This window comes from Vibrio frigidus, from assembly GCF_042465995.1.
Lineage (GTDB): Bacteria > Pseudomonadota > Gammaproteobacteria > Enterobacterales > Vibrionaceae > Vibrio.
Map to the genome: position 1 here is coordinate 275,638 of NZ_JBCDMC010000004.1, position 16,944 is coordinate 292,581.

A 16,944-nucleotide genomic window follows, 5' to 3' on the forward strand; every position below is an offset into this window, starting at 1 on the left:
TTTATAAAGTTAGTAAGCTTCTATGTTCAAAGAGCAAAAAAATAAAGTACAAACTATTATCAAAACCGGGGATGAAAGCGACCGACGTCGCCTAAGTGGTTTTCAGCGTCTTAGAGAATGCTGTTTTATCCTTGGTTCTCTCATCGCTATATTTCTCGCTATTTCCCTCTATAGCTTCAGTCCAGCCGATCCGTCATGGTCTCAAACCTCGTGGGGTGGTGAAGTCAATAATGCCTCCGGTATGTTGGGTGCATGGATAGCCGATACTTTGTTTTTTGCATTTGGCTCATTGGCATATTGTGTACCTATCGTAAACGCGGCATTTACATGGGGTTTGTTTAGAAAGCGGGAGGATGACGATTCAATTGATTTGATGCTCTGGGGAACAAGAATTCTTGGCCTTAGTCTCGTTATCCTGACGAGCTGTGGGTTAGCCGATATAAATTTTGATGATATTTGGTACTTCTCATCGGGTGGTGTCATTGGCGATGTGCTGACAAGCTTGTCTCTACCGATACTAAATATCCTTGGCACCACCATTGTATTCTTGTTTTTGTGGGGCGCGGGCCTTACATTACTAACCGGAATATCTTGGTTGTCAATTGTAGAGTGGTTAGGTTCGCGCTTTATAAGTGCATTGACATGGGCTCTAAATACACTTCGTGGTTCGCCAAAAGAGACACTGCAATCTGTCAATAATGATCAGGTAGAAGAAACAACCAGTGAGGAAGAACTGGCCATTGATACGCCATTTGAACATCGTCTTGAATCCGATAATGAGCAAGATAATCCACAACGTCGATATAACATCCATATTCCTAAAGAAAACCTAGAAGCATCTGCATCTCATACAAATGAAGAGGCTTCAAACGTAGAACGCTCGCAGCAACTGTATTCAACGATTGAACAGTTAGAACAGGATGCACAGCAGCATAATGATATGCCGATAGTGACTCAAAATATTGGTCTAAGAGATGATGAATTGACGTCTCATAGAATGGAGAGAACAAATAGGGTAGAGCCATCGAAATCAGATATTGAACACTTTGTTAATGAGACAGAAAAAACCGAGCCGTCGATATCAAGAGAAGCGCTTGACCATCTCATCGATGATGAATTTGCTGAAAAGAGCCGTGTTTCCGCGGTGTCGGTAATCGACGACAACAGTGAACAAGAATGGGAACAAACAACGATTGGTGAAGAAAGTAAAACCGTTGAAGAAACTCGGGCGGATATTCAAAGCAATGTAGTCGAAGAAGAACAAGGTGACGAAGACGTGAAAGCGTTCCAAGATCTGGTTTCAGAAGCGCAACAGAATATGGCAGCAGAGCAAAATCCTTTCTTGGTTCAAAAACAAGCCAATCTGCCTGTACCAACCGCGCCTTTGCCTACATTAGAGTTACTTTATCATCCTGAGAAGCGTGAGAATCACATAGATAGAGCCGCGCTCGAAGAGATTGCACGATTAGTTGAATCAAAACTTGATGATTACAAAATCAAGGCGAGAGTAGTCGATATTTTCCCAGGACCGGTTATCACACGCTTTGAACTGGATTTAGCTCCAGGGGTAAAAGTGAGTCGAATCTCTAGCCTTTCTATGGATCTGGCTCGTTCGCTCTCTGCGATGGCCGTTAGGGTCGTCGAGGTTATTCCGGGTAAACCCTATGTAGGATTAGAACTACCCAATATTACCCGTCAGACGGTGTATTTTTCGGATGTTGTAAACAGCAAAATTTTCCAAGAATCTACGTCACCAACAACCGTCGTTATGGGACAGGATATCGCTGGCGAAGCTGTCATTGCCGATATCGCCAAAATGCCTCATGTACTTGTCGCAGGTACTACGGGCTCTGGTAAATCAGTTGGCGTGAACGTCATGATTCTAAGTATGCTTTACAAGGCTAAGCCAGAAGACCTTCGCTTTATTATGATCGATCCTAAAATGCTGGAGCTTTCTATATACGAAGGTATTCCTCATCTTCTTTCAGAAGTAGTGACTGACATGAAAGATGCTGCCAATGCATTGCGTTGGTGTGTTGGTGAAATGGAACGTCGATATAAACTAATGTCCGCTTTGGGTGTACGTAATATAAAAGGCTTTAATGAAAAACTGAAAATGGCTGCCGACGCAGGGCACCCAATTCATGACCCGTTATGGAAAGCCGGTGACAGTATGGATCAAGTGGCGCCACTGCTAGAGAAACTGCCATACATTGTAGTGGTGGTGGATGAGTTTGCTGACTTAATTATGGTCGTGGGTAAGAAAGTGGAAGAGTTGATTGCCCGTTTGGCACAGAAAGCTCGTGCGGCCGGTGTCCACCTAATTCTCGCGACTCAACGTCCATCTGTGGATGTGATTACGGGCCTTATCAAAGCAAACATACCAACTCGTGTTGCTTTCACCGTATCAACCAAGACAGATTCAAGAACCATTCTCGACCAGGGCGGTGCAGAGTCACTGCTCGGCATGGGTGACATGCTCTACTTGCCTCCGGGCTCTAGCCACACAACTCGTGTACATGGTGCTTTCGCTTCGGATGATGATGTTCATGCTGTGGTAAACGATTGGAAGGCGCGTGGACAACCAAATTACATCGACGAGATTGTTAATGGCCAGCAGACGGCAGATACCTTACTTCCCGGCGAGAATATGGACAGCGATGAGGATGTCGATCCTTTATTTGATCAGGTTGTTGAGCACGTAGTTCAAAGTCGTCGTGGTTCCGTTTCGGGTGTCCAACGTAGATTTAAAATTGGGTACAACCGAGCGGCTCGAATTATCGAACAACTTGAGGCGCAAGGTATCGTTAGTTCTCCCGGGCACAATGGTAATCGAGAAGTGTTAGCACCAGCGCCAGTTAAAGAATAGGAACTAACCTCGCGTAAGGGAGTCAGTATACGTATCACACATCATCTCAACGCGAATTGTTTAAGACAACGTGATGTTGTTCGGTGAGTACTAAATTCCGTCGTCATTCCCGTGAAAACGGGAATCTGAGTGGGTTTAGATCTCCACTTTCGTGGAGATGACGTTGATTTAGTGGAGATGCCGTTGATTTAGTGGAGATGCCGCTGATTTCGTGGAATGACGTAATTTGATTACTTTAAACAATTGGTATAGTTACCAACAACACTAGGCTTATAAATGAATAAGATTTTAACTCTTTTGTTTCTTTTTAGTTTTACTGCGACCGCCGCCGTATCGCCTAAGGATGAACTAAGCGAACGACTGTCTAAAACCGACGGTTTCAGTGCTTCCTTTACTCAAACGGTTATTAGTCCTGACAATGAAGTCGTAATGGAAGGGGAAGGGAAAGTAGAGATTGCACGTCCAAGCCTTTTTCGTTGGACAACGGTCATGCCAGACGAAAACGTGCTGGTATCCGATGGTAAAACACTTTGGTACTACAGCCCGTTTGTAGAACAGGTGAGTATTTATTGGCAAGAGCAAGCGACATCACAAACCCCATTCGTGCTGCTTACTCGGAATAGATCAAGTGATTGGGATAACTATTTGGTTTCTCAACAAGGGGATAGATTTACCTTAATCCCGACAGCCATTGACTCTAATCAAGGTCAATTTCAGGTTGATGTGGACAGTGCGGGTGTAATTAAGGGATTTACTGTCATCGAACAAGATGGCCAAGAAGGTCAGTTTGTTTTCAATGGTTACAACAACAAGGTTCCAAGTAAGGAACGATTTACCTTTGCTATCCCCGATGGTGTTGAAGTGGATGATCAAAGAAACGGATCGCTTCCACAGTAGCTAATGGCATTCATCGTAACGAATAATATTTGTGGTATAGGGCGTCAAATTGAGTAATTACAGTCTAGATTTTGCAGCCGATGAAGATTTTCGTCCGCTAGCTGCGCGAATGCGCCCTATGACCGTGGAGCAATATATTGGTCAGAAACATGTTCTAGGGGAAGGCAAACCGTTACGTAGAGCTTTGGAAGCGGGTCATATACATTCCATGATTTTATGGGGCCCACCGGGTACCGGTAAAACAACGTTAGCAGAAGTTGCCGCGAACTATGCCAACGCTGAAGTTGAGCGTGTCTCTGCCGTTACCTCCGGTGTAAAAGATATTCGTGCTGCTATTGAAAAAGCACGAGAAAATAAACTTGTAGGGCACCGAACTATTCTGTTTGTCGACGAAGTCCATCGATTCAATAAAAGCCAGCAGGATGCTTTTTTACCACATATTGAAGATGGCACCATCACCTTTATTGGAGCCACCACAGAGAACCCATCTTTTGAACTTAATAATGCCCTGTTATCCAGAGCGAGGGTTTATAAGCTCACCTCTTTAAATCAAGAAGATATCCTTTCTGTTATCGATCAAGCTGCACAAGATAAAGAACGTGGTTTAGGTCAAATTGAAGCGAATTTTACCGATAATGTTTCAGATCGATTAGCTGAATTGGTTAATGGTGATGCTCGAATGGCGCTTAATTATCTTGAGCTGCTTTATGACATGGCGGAAGAAGATGAAGCGGGCATCAAGCAAATTACGCTGCCGTTACTGGCTGAAGTTGCTGGAGAGAAGGTGTCTCGTTTCGATAATAAAGGCGATATTTGGTATGACCTTATCTCTGCCGTGCATAAATCGATACGAGGGTCTAACCCAGATGCCGCACTTTATTGGTCCGCGCGTATGATGGCTGCAGGTTGTGACCCACTCTATATCGTAAGAAGATTGTTGGCTATCGCGTCTGAAGATATTGGCAATGCCGATCCGAGGGCGATGCAGGTTGCGGTTTCAGCTTGGGATTGTTTTACCAGAATAGGTCCCGCCGAGGGAGAAAGAGCCATTGCCCAAGCTGTCGTGTATTTGGCCTGTGCACCTAAAAGTAATGCGGTCTATTCTGCGTGGAAGCAGGCATTGTCGGACGCGCATAATCAACCTGAATATGAAGTACCTCACCACTTACGTAACGCGCCCACCAGTTTAATGAAAGATATGGGTTACGGAGCAGAGTATCGATATGCTCATGATGAAACTAATGCTTATGCCGCCGGAGAGAATTATTTTCCAAAAGAAATGAAAGAAACGCGCTATTATTTTCCGACAAATCGCGGCTTAGAAACAAAAATTGGCGATAAGTTGGATTATCTTTGCTCATTAGATGAAAAAAGCCTGCAAAAGCGCTATGAAAAGTAGTGCTTTTTGGATATCTTTACTCGATTAATTATTCTATAACGCGTTGGTGTTGATGTTGAAGTCAATGAACAACGCGTTTTTTCACAACTTAAAGCATAGGATTAGCAATGCTGGATTCTAAATTACTTCGAACAGAGCTGAATGACACAGCTGAAAAACTAGCCCGTCGAGGATTTATTCTTGATGTAGATAAGATACGTGAACTTGAAGAACAACGTAAATCCCTTCAAGTGAAAACTGAAGAGCTACAAGCGCTACGTAATTCTCGTTCGAAGTCCATTGGTCAAGCGAAAGCAAAAGGCGACCATGATGAAGCGGCACGAATTCTTGCAGAAGTCGGCAATCTTGGTAGCGAACTCGATCAAGCGAAAAATGCACTTGCAGAGCTACAAATCCAACTAGAAGAAATCACACTATCTGTACCTAATTTACCTGACGATGCTGTTCCATCAGGCAAAGATGAAAATGAGAATGTAGAAGTGGCGCGTTGGGGTGAACCCAAATCTTACGATTTTCAACTGAGAGATCACGTTGACCTTGGTGAAATGGGTGACGGCTTAGATTTTCAAAGTGCAGTAAAGATTTCTGGGGCTCGTTTTATCGTCATGAAAGGCCAATTTGCGCGTCTACATCGCTCAATTGCTCAGTTCATGCTCGATCTTCATACTGAACAACACGGTTATACAGAAATGTATGTCCCATACCTAGTGAACCACGATAGCCTCTACGGTACTGGGCAGCTTCCAAAATTTGGTGAGGATCTCTTTCATACTAAACCTGCGACGGAAGAAGGTCAGGGTATGTGTCTTATCCCAACGGCAGAAGTTCCAGTGACCAATATGGTGCGTGATACTATTTCTGACGAAGCTGATCTGCCGCTCAAAATGACCGCTCATACACCTTGCTTCCGATCAGAAGCGGGTTCTTATGGTCGTGATACTCGTGGTCTTATTCGTATGCACCAGTTCGATAAAGTCGAGCTTGTGCAAATTACTAAGCCGGAAGATTCGATGGATGCATTAGAAGAATTAACCGGTCATGCTGAAAAAGTGCTTCAACTGTTGGCTCTCCCTTATCGTAAAGTCATACTTTGTACAGGTGATATGGGCTTTGGTGCTCGCAAAACCTACGATTTAGAGGTGTGGGTTCCTGCTCAAGAAACCTATCGCGAGATCTCGTCATGCTCTAACATGTGGGATTTCCAAGCGCGCCGTATGCAAGCACGTTTCCGCCGTAAGGGTGAAAAGAAGCCGGAGCTTGTCCATACACTAAATGGTTCTGGTTTGGCTGTTGGTCGTACTATGGTTGCGATATTAGAAAACAATCAGCAAGCGGATGGAAGAATAGAGATTCCAGAAGTACTGCGTAAGTACATGAATGGATTAACTCATATCGGTTAAACGTGACAACGTAGTAGATAAATGCCGACAAAATTGTCTAATGCTGTTCGATCAATGCTAAATTCTTCGTCATTCCCGTGAAAACGGGAATCTTGGTGATGCTAGATCCCCATTTTCATGGGGATGACGTCGGTTTTCATCTGAAACGCTCTAAATAAAACAATTCTTGTCTTGTAGTGCAGTTTCAATCACATCAATTAGCTTATTTACATGCTCTGGCGAACTGACATACGGGGGCATTATGTATATCAGCTTGCCAAACGGTCGTATCCAAACACCGTTATCAACGAAAAATTTCTGAATCACTTCCATATTGACCGCTTTCTTTGTTTCGATTACTCCGATTGCACCCAGCCAACGCGTGTCTTGTACCAATTCATAGCGGGTTAATTCTGGTAATTTCTTAGCAAAAAGAGATTCGATTATGGCAGTTTGTCTTTGCCAGTCACCCGTTTCAATGAGCTCCATACTTGCATTAGCAACCGCACAAGCTAATGGATTGCCCATAAAAGTAGGACCGTGCATAAAGCAACCGGCTTCACCTCCACATACAGTATCTGCGACAATTTTAGTGGTTAACGTTGCGGATAAGGTCATATACCCGCCAGTTATCGCTTTACCCACGCACAAGATATCGGGTTGAATATCCGCATGCTCGCAGGCGAATAACTTACCTGTTCGGCCGAATCCAGTTGCTATCTCGTCGAGAATGAGAAGGACATTGAATTCATCACATAATGAGCGTACTTGCCTAAGGAATTCTGGATGATAAATGCGCATTCCTCCTGCGCCTTGGACAATCGGTTCTAGTATGACTGCTGCAATCTGGTTGTGGTGTTTCGTTATCTTTTGCTTAAAGTCGTCGATATCTGAGTCGTCCCACTCTTGCCAGTATCCAATCTTTGGAGAATCAGCAAATAGATGCTCAGGGAGAAAACCTTTGTATAGATTATGCATAGAATTATCAGGATCGGTAACAGACATGGCGGCAAAAGTATCACCATGATAGCCATCGCGTAGAGTGAGGAACATAGACTTTGGTTTGCCTTTTGCGTGCCAATATTGCAACGCCATCTTCAGGCTTACTTCAACCGCAACAGACCCTGAGTCGGCAAGAAATACATGCTGAAGTTCGCTAGGTGTTAATAGTACCAACTTCTTGCATAAACTAATGGCAGGTTGGTGGGTTATCCCGCCGAACATGATGTGAGAAACGCTGTCTATTTGTTTATGCGCCGCTTCGTTTAAATGGGGGTGGTTATAGCCATGTATTGCTGACCACCAAGAGGACATGCCGTCAACGAGTATTTCTCCTGTCTCTAACATGATTTCAACCCCTTTTGCGCCTATCACGGGGTAGCAAGTCAATGGATTAACTGTAGAGGTGTAAGGGTGCCAAATGTGTTGGCGATCAAATTTTAAATCCATGATGCTTCTTATTGATTGTTTTTTGAGCAAGTGTAAACTTGATTCATTTAGTTATGTTGACAGTTTAAAGCGAATCAGTAGACTAGCCAAGTATTAAAAAAATAACTAAAGGAAGCATCACGTGGAAGTTCGTCACAATTGGGAAATTGAAGAAGTTCGTGCATTACTAGAAAAGCCTTTTATGGACCTGCTATTCGAAGCACAACTGGTTCATCGTCAACATCAGCAACATAATTATGTACAGGTCAGTACTCTCCTCTCTATCAAAACAGGTGCTTGCCCGGAAGATTGTAAATACTGTCCTCAGAGCGCCCATTATCGTACCGATGTAGACCGTGAGCGTTTAATGGAAGTGCAGAGCGTTTTAGACGCGGCGCAAAAAGCAAAAGACTCTGGCTCGACACGATTTTGTATGGGAGCGGCGTGGAAAAACCCCAAAGAGCGTGATATGCCATATCTAAAAGATATGGTGAAAGGTGTTAAGGAAATGGGGTTAGAAACGTGCATGACATTGGGTATGCTAACGCCAGATCAAGCCGTCGATTTGGCACACGCAGGGCTCGACTATTACAACCACAATCTAGATACTTCTCCTGAATATTATGGAAACATCATTACTACTCGTACCTATCAAGACCGATTAGATACCCTGTCTCACGTGCGTGACTCTGGTATGAAGATTTGTTCGGGTGGCATTATCGGTCTGGGTGAGAGTGTGAACGATCGGGCAAGTTTGTTCGCTGAACTTGCTAATCTGCCAGTCCACCCTGAAAGCGTGCCAATTAACATGTTAGTGAAAGTGCAGGGTACACCGTTAGAGGATGCAGAGGACGTAGAGCCTTTTGACTTTATACGTCTTATTGCTGTAGCGCGGATCATGATGCCAGAATCAGCGGTGAGACTTTCTGCTGGGCGCGAAAGCATGAATGAACAAATGCAAGCACTATGCTTTATGGCTGGAGCAAATTCGGTCTTCTACGGATGTAAATTATTGACGACACCAAACCCGGATGAAGATAGCGATATGCAGCTTTTCAATAAGCTGGGTATCAATAGCGTTGAGGTAAGTCAAAAGCCGGATCAAGTCCAAGAAAGTGAGCTACTCGATCAGGTGGTAGAGAGAGTCGCAGCACGGCCGACAAAAGACGACCTTTTTTATGATGCGAGCATGTAGACGTCGTGTTTAGTCGTCGAATTGATACTGCTTTAGAGGGAAGAAAAATAGCCGCTTTAGACCGCAAAATAACGGTAATTGAGGGCGGTAATCAACCTAACTTTCGTTTTGGAGACATGTGCTATACCAACTTTTCGAGTAACGATTATATGGGCCTGGCTAGTTCAGACGAATTGTCTAAAGCATGGCAAGAGGGTATCGACAAGTATGGCGCAGGCAGTGGTGCATCGCCGTTAGTTACCGGTTTTTCAACGGCACATAAAAGGCTTGAGGAAACGCTCTGTACTTGGCTTGGTTTTGAAAGAGCAATTCTGTTCAGTTCAGGTTTTAGTGCGAATCAAGCGGTGCTTTTTTCATTGTTAGAAAAACAAGATTTATTGGTTCAAGATAGGCTAAACCACGCTTCACTTATGGAAGCGGGTATGTTTAGCCCGGCGTCTATGAAACGATTTAAGCATAACGATGTGAAACACCTTAATGAAGTGCTCTCTACCAAAAAGCAAAGCCTTGTGGTGACTGAAGGCGTATTTAGCATGGACGGCGACTTAGCACCGCTAAGCGAAATAGCAGAGGTGACAAGTCGCTATGGGAACTGGTTAATGGTCGACGATGCCCATGGAGTAGGAATTCTCGGTGAGAATGGCGCAGGGAGCTGTAACGAAGCGAATATTGTGCCTCAAGTTTTGGTCGTGACATTTGGTAAAGCCTTTGGGCTTTCAGGTGCTGCGGTTCTCTGCAGTTCCGCGTTGGGTGATTATCTAACACAGTTTGCAAGACATCACGTTTACTCCACGGCGATACCGCCGAGTCAAGCTCATGCCCTCACTCATGCCGCTGCGATGTTACAAAACCAGCACTGGCGTAGAGATAAGCTATTGAATCTCTACGATACGTATAATGCGGTTTTGTCTGGTACTCCGGGCTTCGTAGAGACAAGAACACCCATCAAACCTTTTATTTGTGGTGATGTTGCTAAAACAATGACGTTAGCAGATAGTCTCAAAAAAGAGGGCAATTGGGTGACAGCAATTCGCCCCCCAACGGTGCCTAAAGAGAGCAGTAGAATTAGAATTACGCTCACGGCTAACCACACAATAAAACAGGTAACAGATTTGGCTAATAACATCATCCAGTTTTCAGAAAAAAATACTAAAGGTTAATACTAGTGGAATGTTCCGTACCCAATAATTCGGCTCGTAAAATGGCTATTGCAGAGGCATTTAGCAAAGCTGCCCATGGCTATGACCAACATGCACAATTTCAGAGAGATGTCGGCAACGAGCTGTTGAAATACTTGCCGCAAGATTTGTCAGGATTGAAGGTGTTAGATATTGGCTGTGGAACAGGGTATTTTTCCGAGCATCTCTCTCACCGAGGAGCAGAGGTTACTGCAGCGGATCTTTCAAAAGAAATGCTCGTTCAAGCCAAAGCTCGTTGCAATAATAATGTGCTTGAATATCGACAAGCGGATGCAGAAGCATTGCCATTTGACAACCACCATTTCGATATTGTTTTTTCAAGTTTGGCTCTTCAATGGTGTGACGATTTAGCTATTCCACTTAGAGAATTACAAAGAGTAACAAAAAAAGGTGGCAAGGTTCTTTTCTCTACCTTAATGCAGGGATCGTTAATTGAGCTGAGAAATGCGTGGGCTGAAATTGATTCATATCAACACGTGAATCAATTTCTAAGTGAGAAACAGATAAAAATTGCGTTAGCGCAAGCTGGATCACAAAACCATCATCTAGACTTACTAACAATTCAGCTTTGGTACGCATCGGCATTTAAGTTAATGCGGGACTTAAAAGGCATTGGTGCAACTCATGTTGGAGCACGTTCTCCCGGGTTGACCAAAAAAAGCACCTTGTCTCGCGTTGAGACCGAATACCAAAGATTTAAAAATGACAATGAGTTGCTACCCGCAACTTATCAAGTGTGTTTAGGAACAATTTTTTATGATTAATGCATTTTTTATTGCCGGAACAGATACTGAAGTTGGTAAAACTGTTGTGTCAAAAGCAATATTACAAGCACTTGCCGCGAAAGGTTTATCAACCATCGGTTATAAACCTGTCGCCGCGGGTTGTAAAGAAACAGAGCAAGGGCTTAGAAACTCTGACGCGCTTCATTTGCAAGAAGCGGCAACGATCGATATTGCTTATGGTGAAGCCAACCCTTATGCACTCTTGAGCGCGACATCACCACATATTGCCGCTAAGTTCGACAATGTGCAGATAGACCCTGCGCTATTAAGCGAAAAATTAGCAACACATAAGAGTGTCGCTGATATGGTGTTAGTAGAAGGTGCGGGAGGTTGGCGTGTTCCTATCTCAGACACCGAATGTTTATCGACATGGGTAAAGCAGGAAAAACTTCCAGTAGTACTGGTGGTCGGCATTAAACTTGGTTGCTTGAGCCATGCCATGCTTAGTGTAGAAGCGATTCAGAATGATGGTTTGGAAATTATTGGCTGGGCAGCAAATCGCATTAATCCTGGAACGGAAAATTACGCGGATATTATCCGTATGTTGGAAGAAAAAATCCCGGCACCTAAATTGGGTGAGATACCCTACGTACCTAGCGTCAAAAAGAAAAATATTGGTAAGTATATGAATATAGAACCAATTATTAAGGCATAAGATTCAATATAAAAAAATGGGTTGCCAAATTGTGGCAACCCATTTTTTTATAAAATTTATTTTTCGGAGCTAAACCCCATCAGACAGAGTGCGTTGGGTATCCAATACTTGTTTATGAAGCAATTGGTCCTCGCCAATACCTAGTTGTTCTTTGGCCTCTTTTTCCGTGATCCCTAGGTGACAACAAAGTAAGTCGATCGCCATTTGAAAATTGGTATTCTCAACCATTGTTCTATTCCTTATCAAAGCGAACTGCAGTTGCAATCCTACGCTGCTTCGAATCTACGCTTAACGAGTCATTTACTCAATAAGACGAAAGTCTAACATCCGGGTTTACTCATAGTCTCATATTATTTAGATGAGCCGTACGATAAATTAAAGGACTATTTTTATTTAATCTAATTTTCAAATTAGCATTCATAATAAAAATATTGATTATAATTGCCAATAAGACTAGCATTTAGATAGTGGTTTATTTTTCATTATGCATAGTTTCGAAAGGTGGCCACATAAATATGGATGTTATGTAAAGTAATTAGGAAGGCGGTTATGAATATTTTATTTAAGGGAGTGTTGTTCTGTATAATTTTGTCCTCGACGAATGTCAGCGCAAAATCTGTTTCAGTATCATGGCAAGGCATTATTACACTTCTATATCAACCAAATTTGTTTTCTACGATAAATTCAGAAGATATTCAAAGTAGCGCGGAAGCGCTTATTAATGATGGGTCCAATAATGTTACCATTAACAGAGAGTATACTATTCAACATAAAGAGAGCGGCAACGGGAATGAAAACATAAACACCTCAGTCGTTGTGGTCATGTATAGTTTGTAGATAATAAGACTAGTTACCTTATTGGTATACATTACCTTGATATAGAGTTGATTTGAATTTTCTAGGTTGGTTTGAATCAACTTTTTATTTCTGTATTATTTTATCTCTGGAATATTTTGATGTTAATTCGCATTAAATCGAGTAATTAAAACCAGACCTAAGCGTATTTTATGTAGTAAAGTAAATTAGTTGTACACCTGACCATTATGTTTGAGCCAGCCATGTTTGTGCTTATTTCTTGGGTCGCGATGTGTCCAATGGATAATGCCACCTCTATTATTCCACTCATACTCACCGTAAAACTCAACAACATCTCCAGTTTCTAGATTAGAAATACGCGGCGCTAAATCAATATTATGTGCCACCAAGAGAGTCTGACGATTAGACAGTTTCAATATAAATTTTTGATGCCTCGACCCTTTATTATCGTCTGCCAATAAACGAATTACAGTACCGACACCTTGGACTTGTACATCACTTTGTCGTGATTCAAATGCCTGCTTTAATTCACTATCATTGGACCATGTGAAAAAAGAGGTCACACTTAATACAACCCAAATTATCGTCAAAAATAACTTCATATCAAAACCTTTCTATTGGTTGTATTTGCTGTCGTTACAGAGTGTGCCAGTGCCGAACGGTCATGGTCAACAATAAATTGATCTCGGGCCGAGAACCTATGAAAAAAGGTGTCTAATTTTTGTGTTAGTGAGTATTTATGCTGGAAAAATCAAACATCGGCATAACAAGGAACCTTAATTGACGATAAGACGAGAGGGTTTATAGATAAGGATGCCAATAAATGTGTGAATTTGATAAGAATTGAATAGGGAGTAATAACTACAATTCGCGTAATGATGATTTATAGTTAGGTACTAAATATGATAGACACAGATATGGTTATTGTTTTATATCTCAGTGGTTGATTTCAACGTAACTGCTTGCAGACAAAAATGGCAATCGAAGGTAAGGGACGTAGGTATATGTTAAATGTAGGGATAAAAACTATTACTGAGCCAGACCTTACTAGAGTGTGTTTGCTTTATCACCCGCTCCAACACAATAGTAAGGTCGTATTCGAATTATTTTTCTAGTTTAAGGAAATAATCGAAAATTTCTGGAACATTACCGTTGCCCATACCTGCATCAAAGGCGGCCTGAAGATTGGCAGAGGTACCTTCAGCAATCTCAGCTCGGGTGCCTAAGTCTTTAACCATCTCGAGGAAATAGCCTAGATCTTTGTTGGCATTGCCAATAGAGAAGCCTAAGTCACTCACGCCGTCTACAGCATAGTTTTTACAGAACTGCATGAAAGGCGAATTTGACGGACCAGTAGACATAATCTCAAACAGTTGTTGGCGGTCAACACCAGCTTGAGCCGCCACAGCGAAAGCTTGCGACATGGTGCAGACCGTAGTCATACCCATGAAATTATTGATTAGTTTGGTTGTGTGACCTGCGCCTAACGCACCTAAATTGAAAATATTTTCGCCAAGCACGTCGAGGACAGGCTTAACCTTGTCAAAGGTCGCCTGATTACCAGAGGCCATGATGTTTAGAAGTCCGTCTTTCGCGTGGGCGGGTGTGCGGCCTAATGGAGCGTCAATCATGTCTGCCCCTTTTTTGGCTAGCTCAGCACCGATCTTACGAGTAGACGCTGGGATAGATGTTCCGAAGTCGATAAGTACAGAACCTTCCTTCATGCCCGCGAGTATGCCGTCTTCAGCATAAACCAGTTTTTCAACAATAGCTGATGTAGTGAGACAAAGCATCACAATGTCGCTAGCCGCTGCGAGTTCAGCGGGTGAAGTTGCTTCGGTAGCGCCGCGAGCGACAACCGCCGCAACGGCATCTTTGTTAAGATCCATTACAATCGGTTCATATCCGTTTTTTTGTAAGCACTCAACCATGTTGCTGCCCATAAGGCCGAGACCGATGAAACCTATGACTGGTTTTGTCATGTTTAACTCCTAAATATCTTATTGTATGCTTGTATTATTATATAGTATACGTCTACTTGTATTTAAGCAATCCTTGAATGATGTGAAATTATTGAAAGGTTGGGTTACTTAGTGGTATTGAGGAAAAAATCGCGGGAAATTCAGAAAATAAACTCTATTTGGCTTAGCAAAAGAGCACCATACCAATTCGACATTAACCCACCCTTAACCACTCCAGTGTTATGGTTTGCTCATATTTTTGGAGTCGCGTTTCAATGTTGATCTACTGATGTCTTTATTTGAATCAGCTGAGCATGGTTAGATTTGCGATTACTCCCCTTAGTTTTTTAAGGAAAAACGCCATGAAAAATTGTCCATTTTGTGGAAGTTCTATGCTAAGTGTTGAGCAAAAAAAAAGTGCTTGGAATAATGCGGAGGTTGAACTGCATGTGATCTGTTCGGATTGTGCTTCTTCAGCACCGATTTATATCTGGAATAAACGGAATGAAGAAGTAGAGCAACCAAAATTAGCTGTAATTAGATAGTCGCCATGCTCTAATTTTAGAGGGTGAGATGTGAAGGCTTGAAAACTAAGGTCACTCAAGCCATTTTTACCCGTTGTGGTCAGAACGTTAAACGGTAGTGGCTGATCTAGCCTGTATTGCAATAAACAGTGCTTTTTGGCATTGGGTGAAATCAGCGTCTGCTAATATATTTCCATTGTCCAAGAACTCAATTTTTTCTCTGTCCAAAGTTCAATAATTATTGGCTCTAGTGCGCTCAATATTTTTCGGAAATCACCTTCCGTTTTACTGTCGTTGAACCAGTTTTTGATTGAATCTTGACTAAATTCAAGTTGTTTTAGGTTACCTGAATTGGTAAGAATTTCTTCGCCATCAGACGCTAATTGTTCGCTAGTCAGTTTTATTTGTGATTCGAAGTACTGTTCGCCCGCTTTGTATAAATTCCAACCATCCAATCTTGTTGCTATCAGTTCCATTAAATTATCCTATCCAATTCTTGTTGGGGTAATTATGAAATCATACTCTTCATGTTAAGTATGAGATTGACCTCACAACATAATCAGCTTTCATTTTGGGATTGTAGAAATGTAGCAGCCTTCAAGAAATGGTTAATTGTTGCCTGAGTCTAATGACCAAATTGACCCTAATATCTAGATTTTTTATTTTGATTTACTTTCGCTTTGGTAAAAGCACTCTCGATAGATATCAAACAACACATAAGTACCTGGCCCTTAAGCTATGCCTTATTCACCCTCAGAGACACATGAAACGTAACTTGTGTAACTCGCTCCTCCTGAAAAAGTTGCACCGTTAGATAAAAGCATCGTGTCATAATTAGATGGTGAAGCGCTTTGTGTGTTTGACCAATAAAGTTTATCAGTGGGCCAACCTAACGTTGCCAAGTCGCCTTTGTCTTGGAATAAGCCTTCTAATGCCGGGTTCTTAGAGGCATCGTGGCTACCCATCTCTGCGATCGTTGCTGTTTTCCAATCCGTCTTTCCGGCAAAATGCATTCGTGCTAAGTCGGTACACCAGCGATCATATTGACCATCGATGCCATGATCACCTGTTATGTTTCTTTGGTCAAACAGACCAAATGCCTCGCCGTAGGCGCTATCTAGAACGGTAGCTGAATAATTGCGTCCATCATTAGCACTGTCTATGCCCATGCTTTGCTTGTATCCGAGCCTTTGTAATACAGCAACGCTGGGTGTCGATGTGAATAATAAGGTTTTTCCTGTTACGGTCGCTGACGCAATCTTCAAACAACCATCAGCCGCGTTGTTACTAATATCATTGATGCCGCCTCCGGGTGTAATCGAAGCGTCATCCAATGGTAAGTTAACGTTATGACTACACACTGATGATGCGGTAATAGTAAGGTCTGCTTCGTCGCTGACGATGCCATCAAAATTTGCAAATACGCGGGTATTGCCTTCATTCTTTGGGGAGATATGACCTGAGTTAATGTCAGCAATACCCGAAGAGGTCATTGACCAATCTACCTCCGCAGTAATGTCGATTTCGGTGCCGTCATCGTATTTACCGATGGCTTGGAAGCTTGTTTGTGTTGGTAGTTGCACCATAGGAACATAAGCCAGTGAGCTAGGCGTAATGACGATCTCATAGAGTGATGAATCACCAATAATATTATCGGGAAGCTGATCGGTATTGTCATTATTGTAGGAATTACTACCGGAGTTACATCCGGCTAATACCGTCATAATAACGACAGAATACAAGTAAGATGCCAAGTTGTTTGTAATCATATAGATCGATTCTCCATATTCAAATTAGGATTGGTTTCTTTTTATCGCTAAGGATCTGCAATGGTCGT

General features: G+C 42.5%; 16 protein-coding genes. 10 read left to right on the forward strand and 6 right to left on the reverse strand.

Going from position 1 to position 16,944, the window contains the following annotated elements; translation table 11 throughout:
• Positions 1–22: 22 nt before the first annotated feature.
• From AACW90_RS08945 to serS, 4 genes are all read left to right on the forward strand, one after another.
• The gene (locus tag AACW90_RS08945) at positions 23–2,869 is read left to right on the forward strand and encodes a DNA translocase FtsK (RefSeq protein ID WP_390233328.1); all 2,847 of its coding nucleotides are present in this window, start codon (positions 23–25) and stop codon (positions 2,867–2,869) included.
• A 276-nt stretch (positions 2,870–3,145) separates the two neighbouring features.
• A complete protein-coding gene (lolA, locus tag AACW90_RS08950; RefSeq protein WP_390233329.1) occupies positions 3,146–3,766 on the forward strand; it encodes an outer membrane lipoprotein periplasmic chaperone LolA in 621 nt (206 codons plus the stop codon).
• 49 nt (positions 3,767–3,815) lie between these two features.
• Entirely contained in the window at positions 3,816–5,165 is a 1,350-nt protein-coding gene (locus AACW90_RS08955; protein ID WP_390233331.1) for a replication-associated recombination protein A, read from the forward strand.
• A gap of 107 nt (positions 5,166–5,272) precedes the next feature.
• Positions 5,273–6,565: a serine--tRNA ligase gene (gene serS / locus AACW90_RS08960; RefSeq protein WP_390233333.1), complete on the forward strand. Its 1,293-nt coding sequence runs from the start codon at positions 5,273–5,275 to the stop codon at positions 6,563–6,565.
• Between the two features lie 150 nt (positions 6,566–6,715).
• Here serS and bioA read toward each other — a convergent pair whose 3' ends face one another.
• Positions 6,716–7,993, reverse strand: coding sequence for an adenosylmethionine--8-amino-7-oxononanoate transaminase (gene bioA / locus AACW90_RS08965; protein WP_390233336.1), 1,278 nt, complete (start codon positions 7,991–7,993; stop codon positions 6,716–6,718).
• Positions 7,994–8,114: 121 nt separating this feature from the next.
• Here bioA and bioB point away from each other — a divergent pair, with 121 nt between their 5' ends.
• From bioB to bioD, 4 genes are read left to right on the forward strand one after another with little or no spacing between them, the layout of a single operon-like run.
• The gene (bioB, locus tag AACW90_RS08970) at positions 8,115–9,167 is read left to right on the forward strand and encodes a biotin synthase BioB (protein ID WP_390233338.1); all 1,053 of its coding nucleotides are present in this window, start codon (positions 8,115–8,117) and stop codon (positions 9,165–9,167) included.
• A gap of 5 nt (positions 9,168–9,172) precedes the next feature.
• Complete coding sequence (gene bioF / locus AACW90_RS08975; protein WP_390233340.1) at positions 9,173–10,327, forward strand: 8-amino-7-oxononanoate synthase; 1,155 nt, start codon at positions 9,173–9,175, stop codon at positions 10,325–10,327.
• Positions 10,328–10,368: 41 nt separating this feature from the next.
• A complete protein-coding gene (bioC, locus tag AACW90_RS08980; RefSeq protein WP_390233548.1) occupies positions 10,369–11,130 on the forward strand; it encodes a malonyl-ACP O-methyltransferase BioC in 762 nt (253 codons plus the stop codon).
• On the forward strand, positions 11,123–11,806 hold the full coding sequence (bioD, locus tag AACW90_RS08985) for a dethiobiotin synthase (RefSeq protein WP_390233343.1): 684 nt from the start codon (positions 11,123–11,125) through the stop codon (positions 11,804–11,806). Before bioC ends, bioD begins: the two co-directional genes overlap by 8 nt.
• Before the next feature lie 69 nt (positions 11,807–11,875).
• Here bioD and AACW90_RS08990 read toward each other — a convergent pair whose 3' ends face one another.
• Positions 11,876–12,034 (reverse strand): hypothetical protein, encoded by a 159-nt coding sequence (locus AACW90_RS08990; RefSeq protein WP_195702807.1) that lies wholly within the window; start codon positions 12,032–12,034, stop codon positions 11,876–11,878.
• A gap of 321 nt (positions 12,035–12,355) precedes the next feature.
• Between AACW90_RS08990 and AACW90_RS08995 the strand changes: the two genes are divergently transcribed.
• Positions 12,356–12,643, forward strand: a complete 288-nt coding sequence (locus AACW90_RS08995; RefSeq protein WP_390233345.1) for a hypothetical protein — start codon at positions 12,356–12,358, stop codon at positions 12,641–12,643.
• A 185-nt stretch (positions 12,644–12,828) separates the two neighbouring features.
• On the opposite strand, the gene AACW90_RS09000 is transcribed toward AACW90_RS08995, so the two are convergent.
• Both AACW90_RS09000 and AACW90_RS09005 read right to left on the reverse strand, forming a co-directional pair.
• Positions 12,829–13,224 (reverse strand): DUF3465 domain-containing protein, encoded by a 396-nt coding sequence (locus AACW90_RS09000; RefSeq protein ID WP_390233347.1) that lies wholly within the window; start codon positions 13,222–13,224, stop codon positions 12,829–12,831.
• Positions 13,225–13,725: 501 nt separating this feature from the next.
• On the reverse strand, positions 13,726–14,604 hold the full coding sequence (locus AACW90_RS09005; protein ID WP_390233350.1) for an NAD(P)-dependent oxidoreductase: 879 nt from the start codon (positions 14,602–14,604) through the stop codon (positions 13,726–13,728).
• Between the two features lie 371 nt (positions 14,605–14,975).
• On the opposite strand from AACW90_RS09005, the gene AACW90_RS09010 reads away from it, so the two are divergent.
• Positions 14,976–15,128, forward strand: a complete 153-nt coding sequence (locus AACW90_RS09010) for a hypothetical protein (RefSeq protein WP_390233352.1) — start codon at positions 14,976–14,978, stop codon at positions 15,126–15,128.
• 161 nt (positions 15,129–15,289) lie between these two features.
• On the opposite strand, the gene AACW90_RS09015 is transcribed toward AACW90_RS09010, so the two are convergent.
• The gene (locus tag AACW90_RS09015; RefSeq protein ID WP_390233354.1) at positions 15,290–15,583 is read right to left on the reverse strand and encodes a hypothetical protein; all 294 of its coding nucleotides are present in this window, start codon (positions 15,581–15,583) and stop codon (positions 15,290–15,292) included.
• Positions 15,584–15,850: 267 nt separating this feature from the next.
• Complete coding sequence (locus AACW90_RS09020) at positions 15,851–16,876, reverse strand: Lcl C-terminal domain-containing protein (protein ID WP_390233355.1); 1,026 nt, start codon at positions 16,874–16,876, stop codon at positions 15,851–15,853.
• Positions 16,877–16,944: the final 68 nt, after the last annotated feature.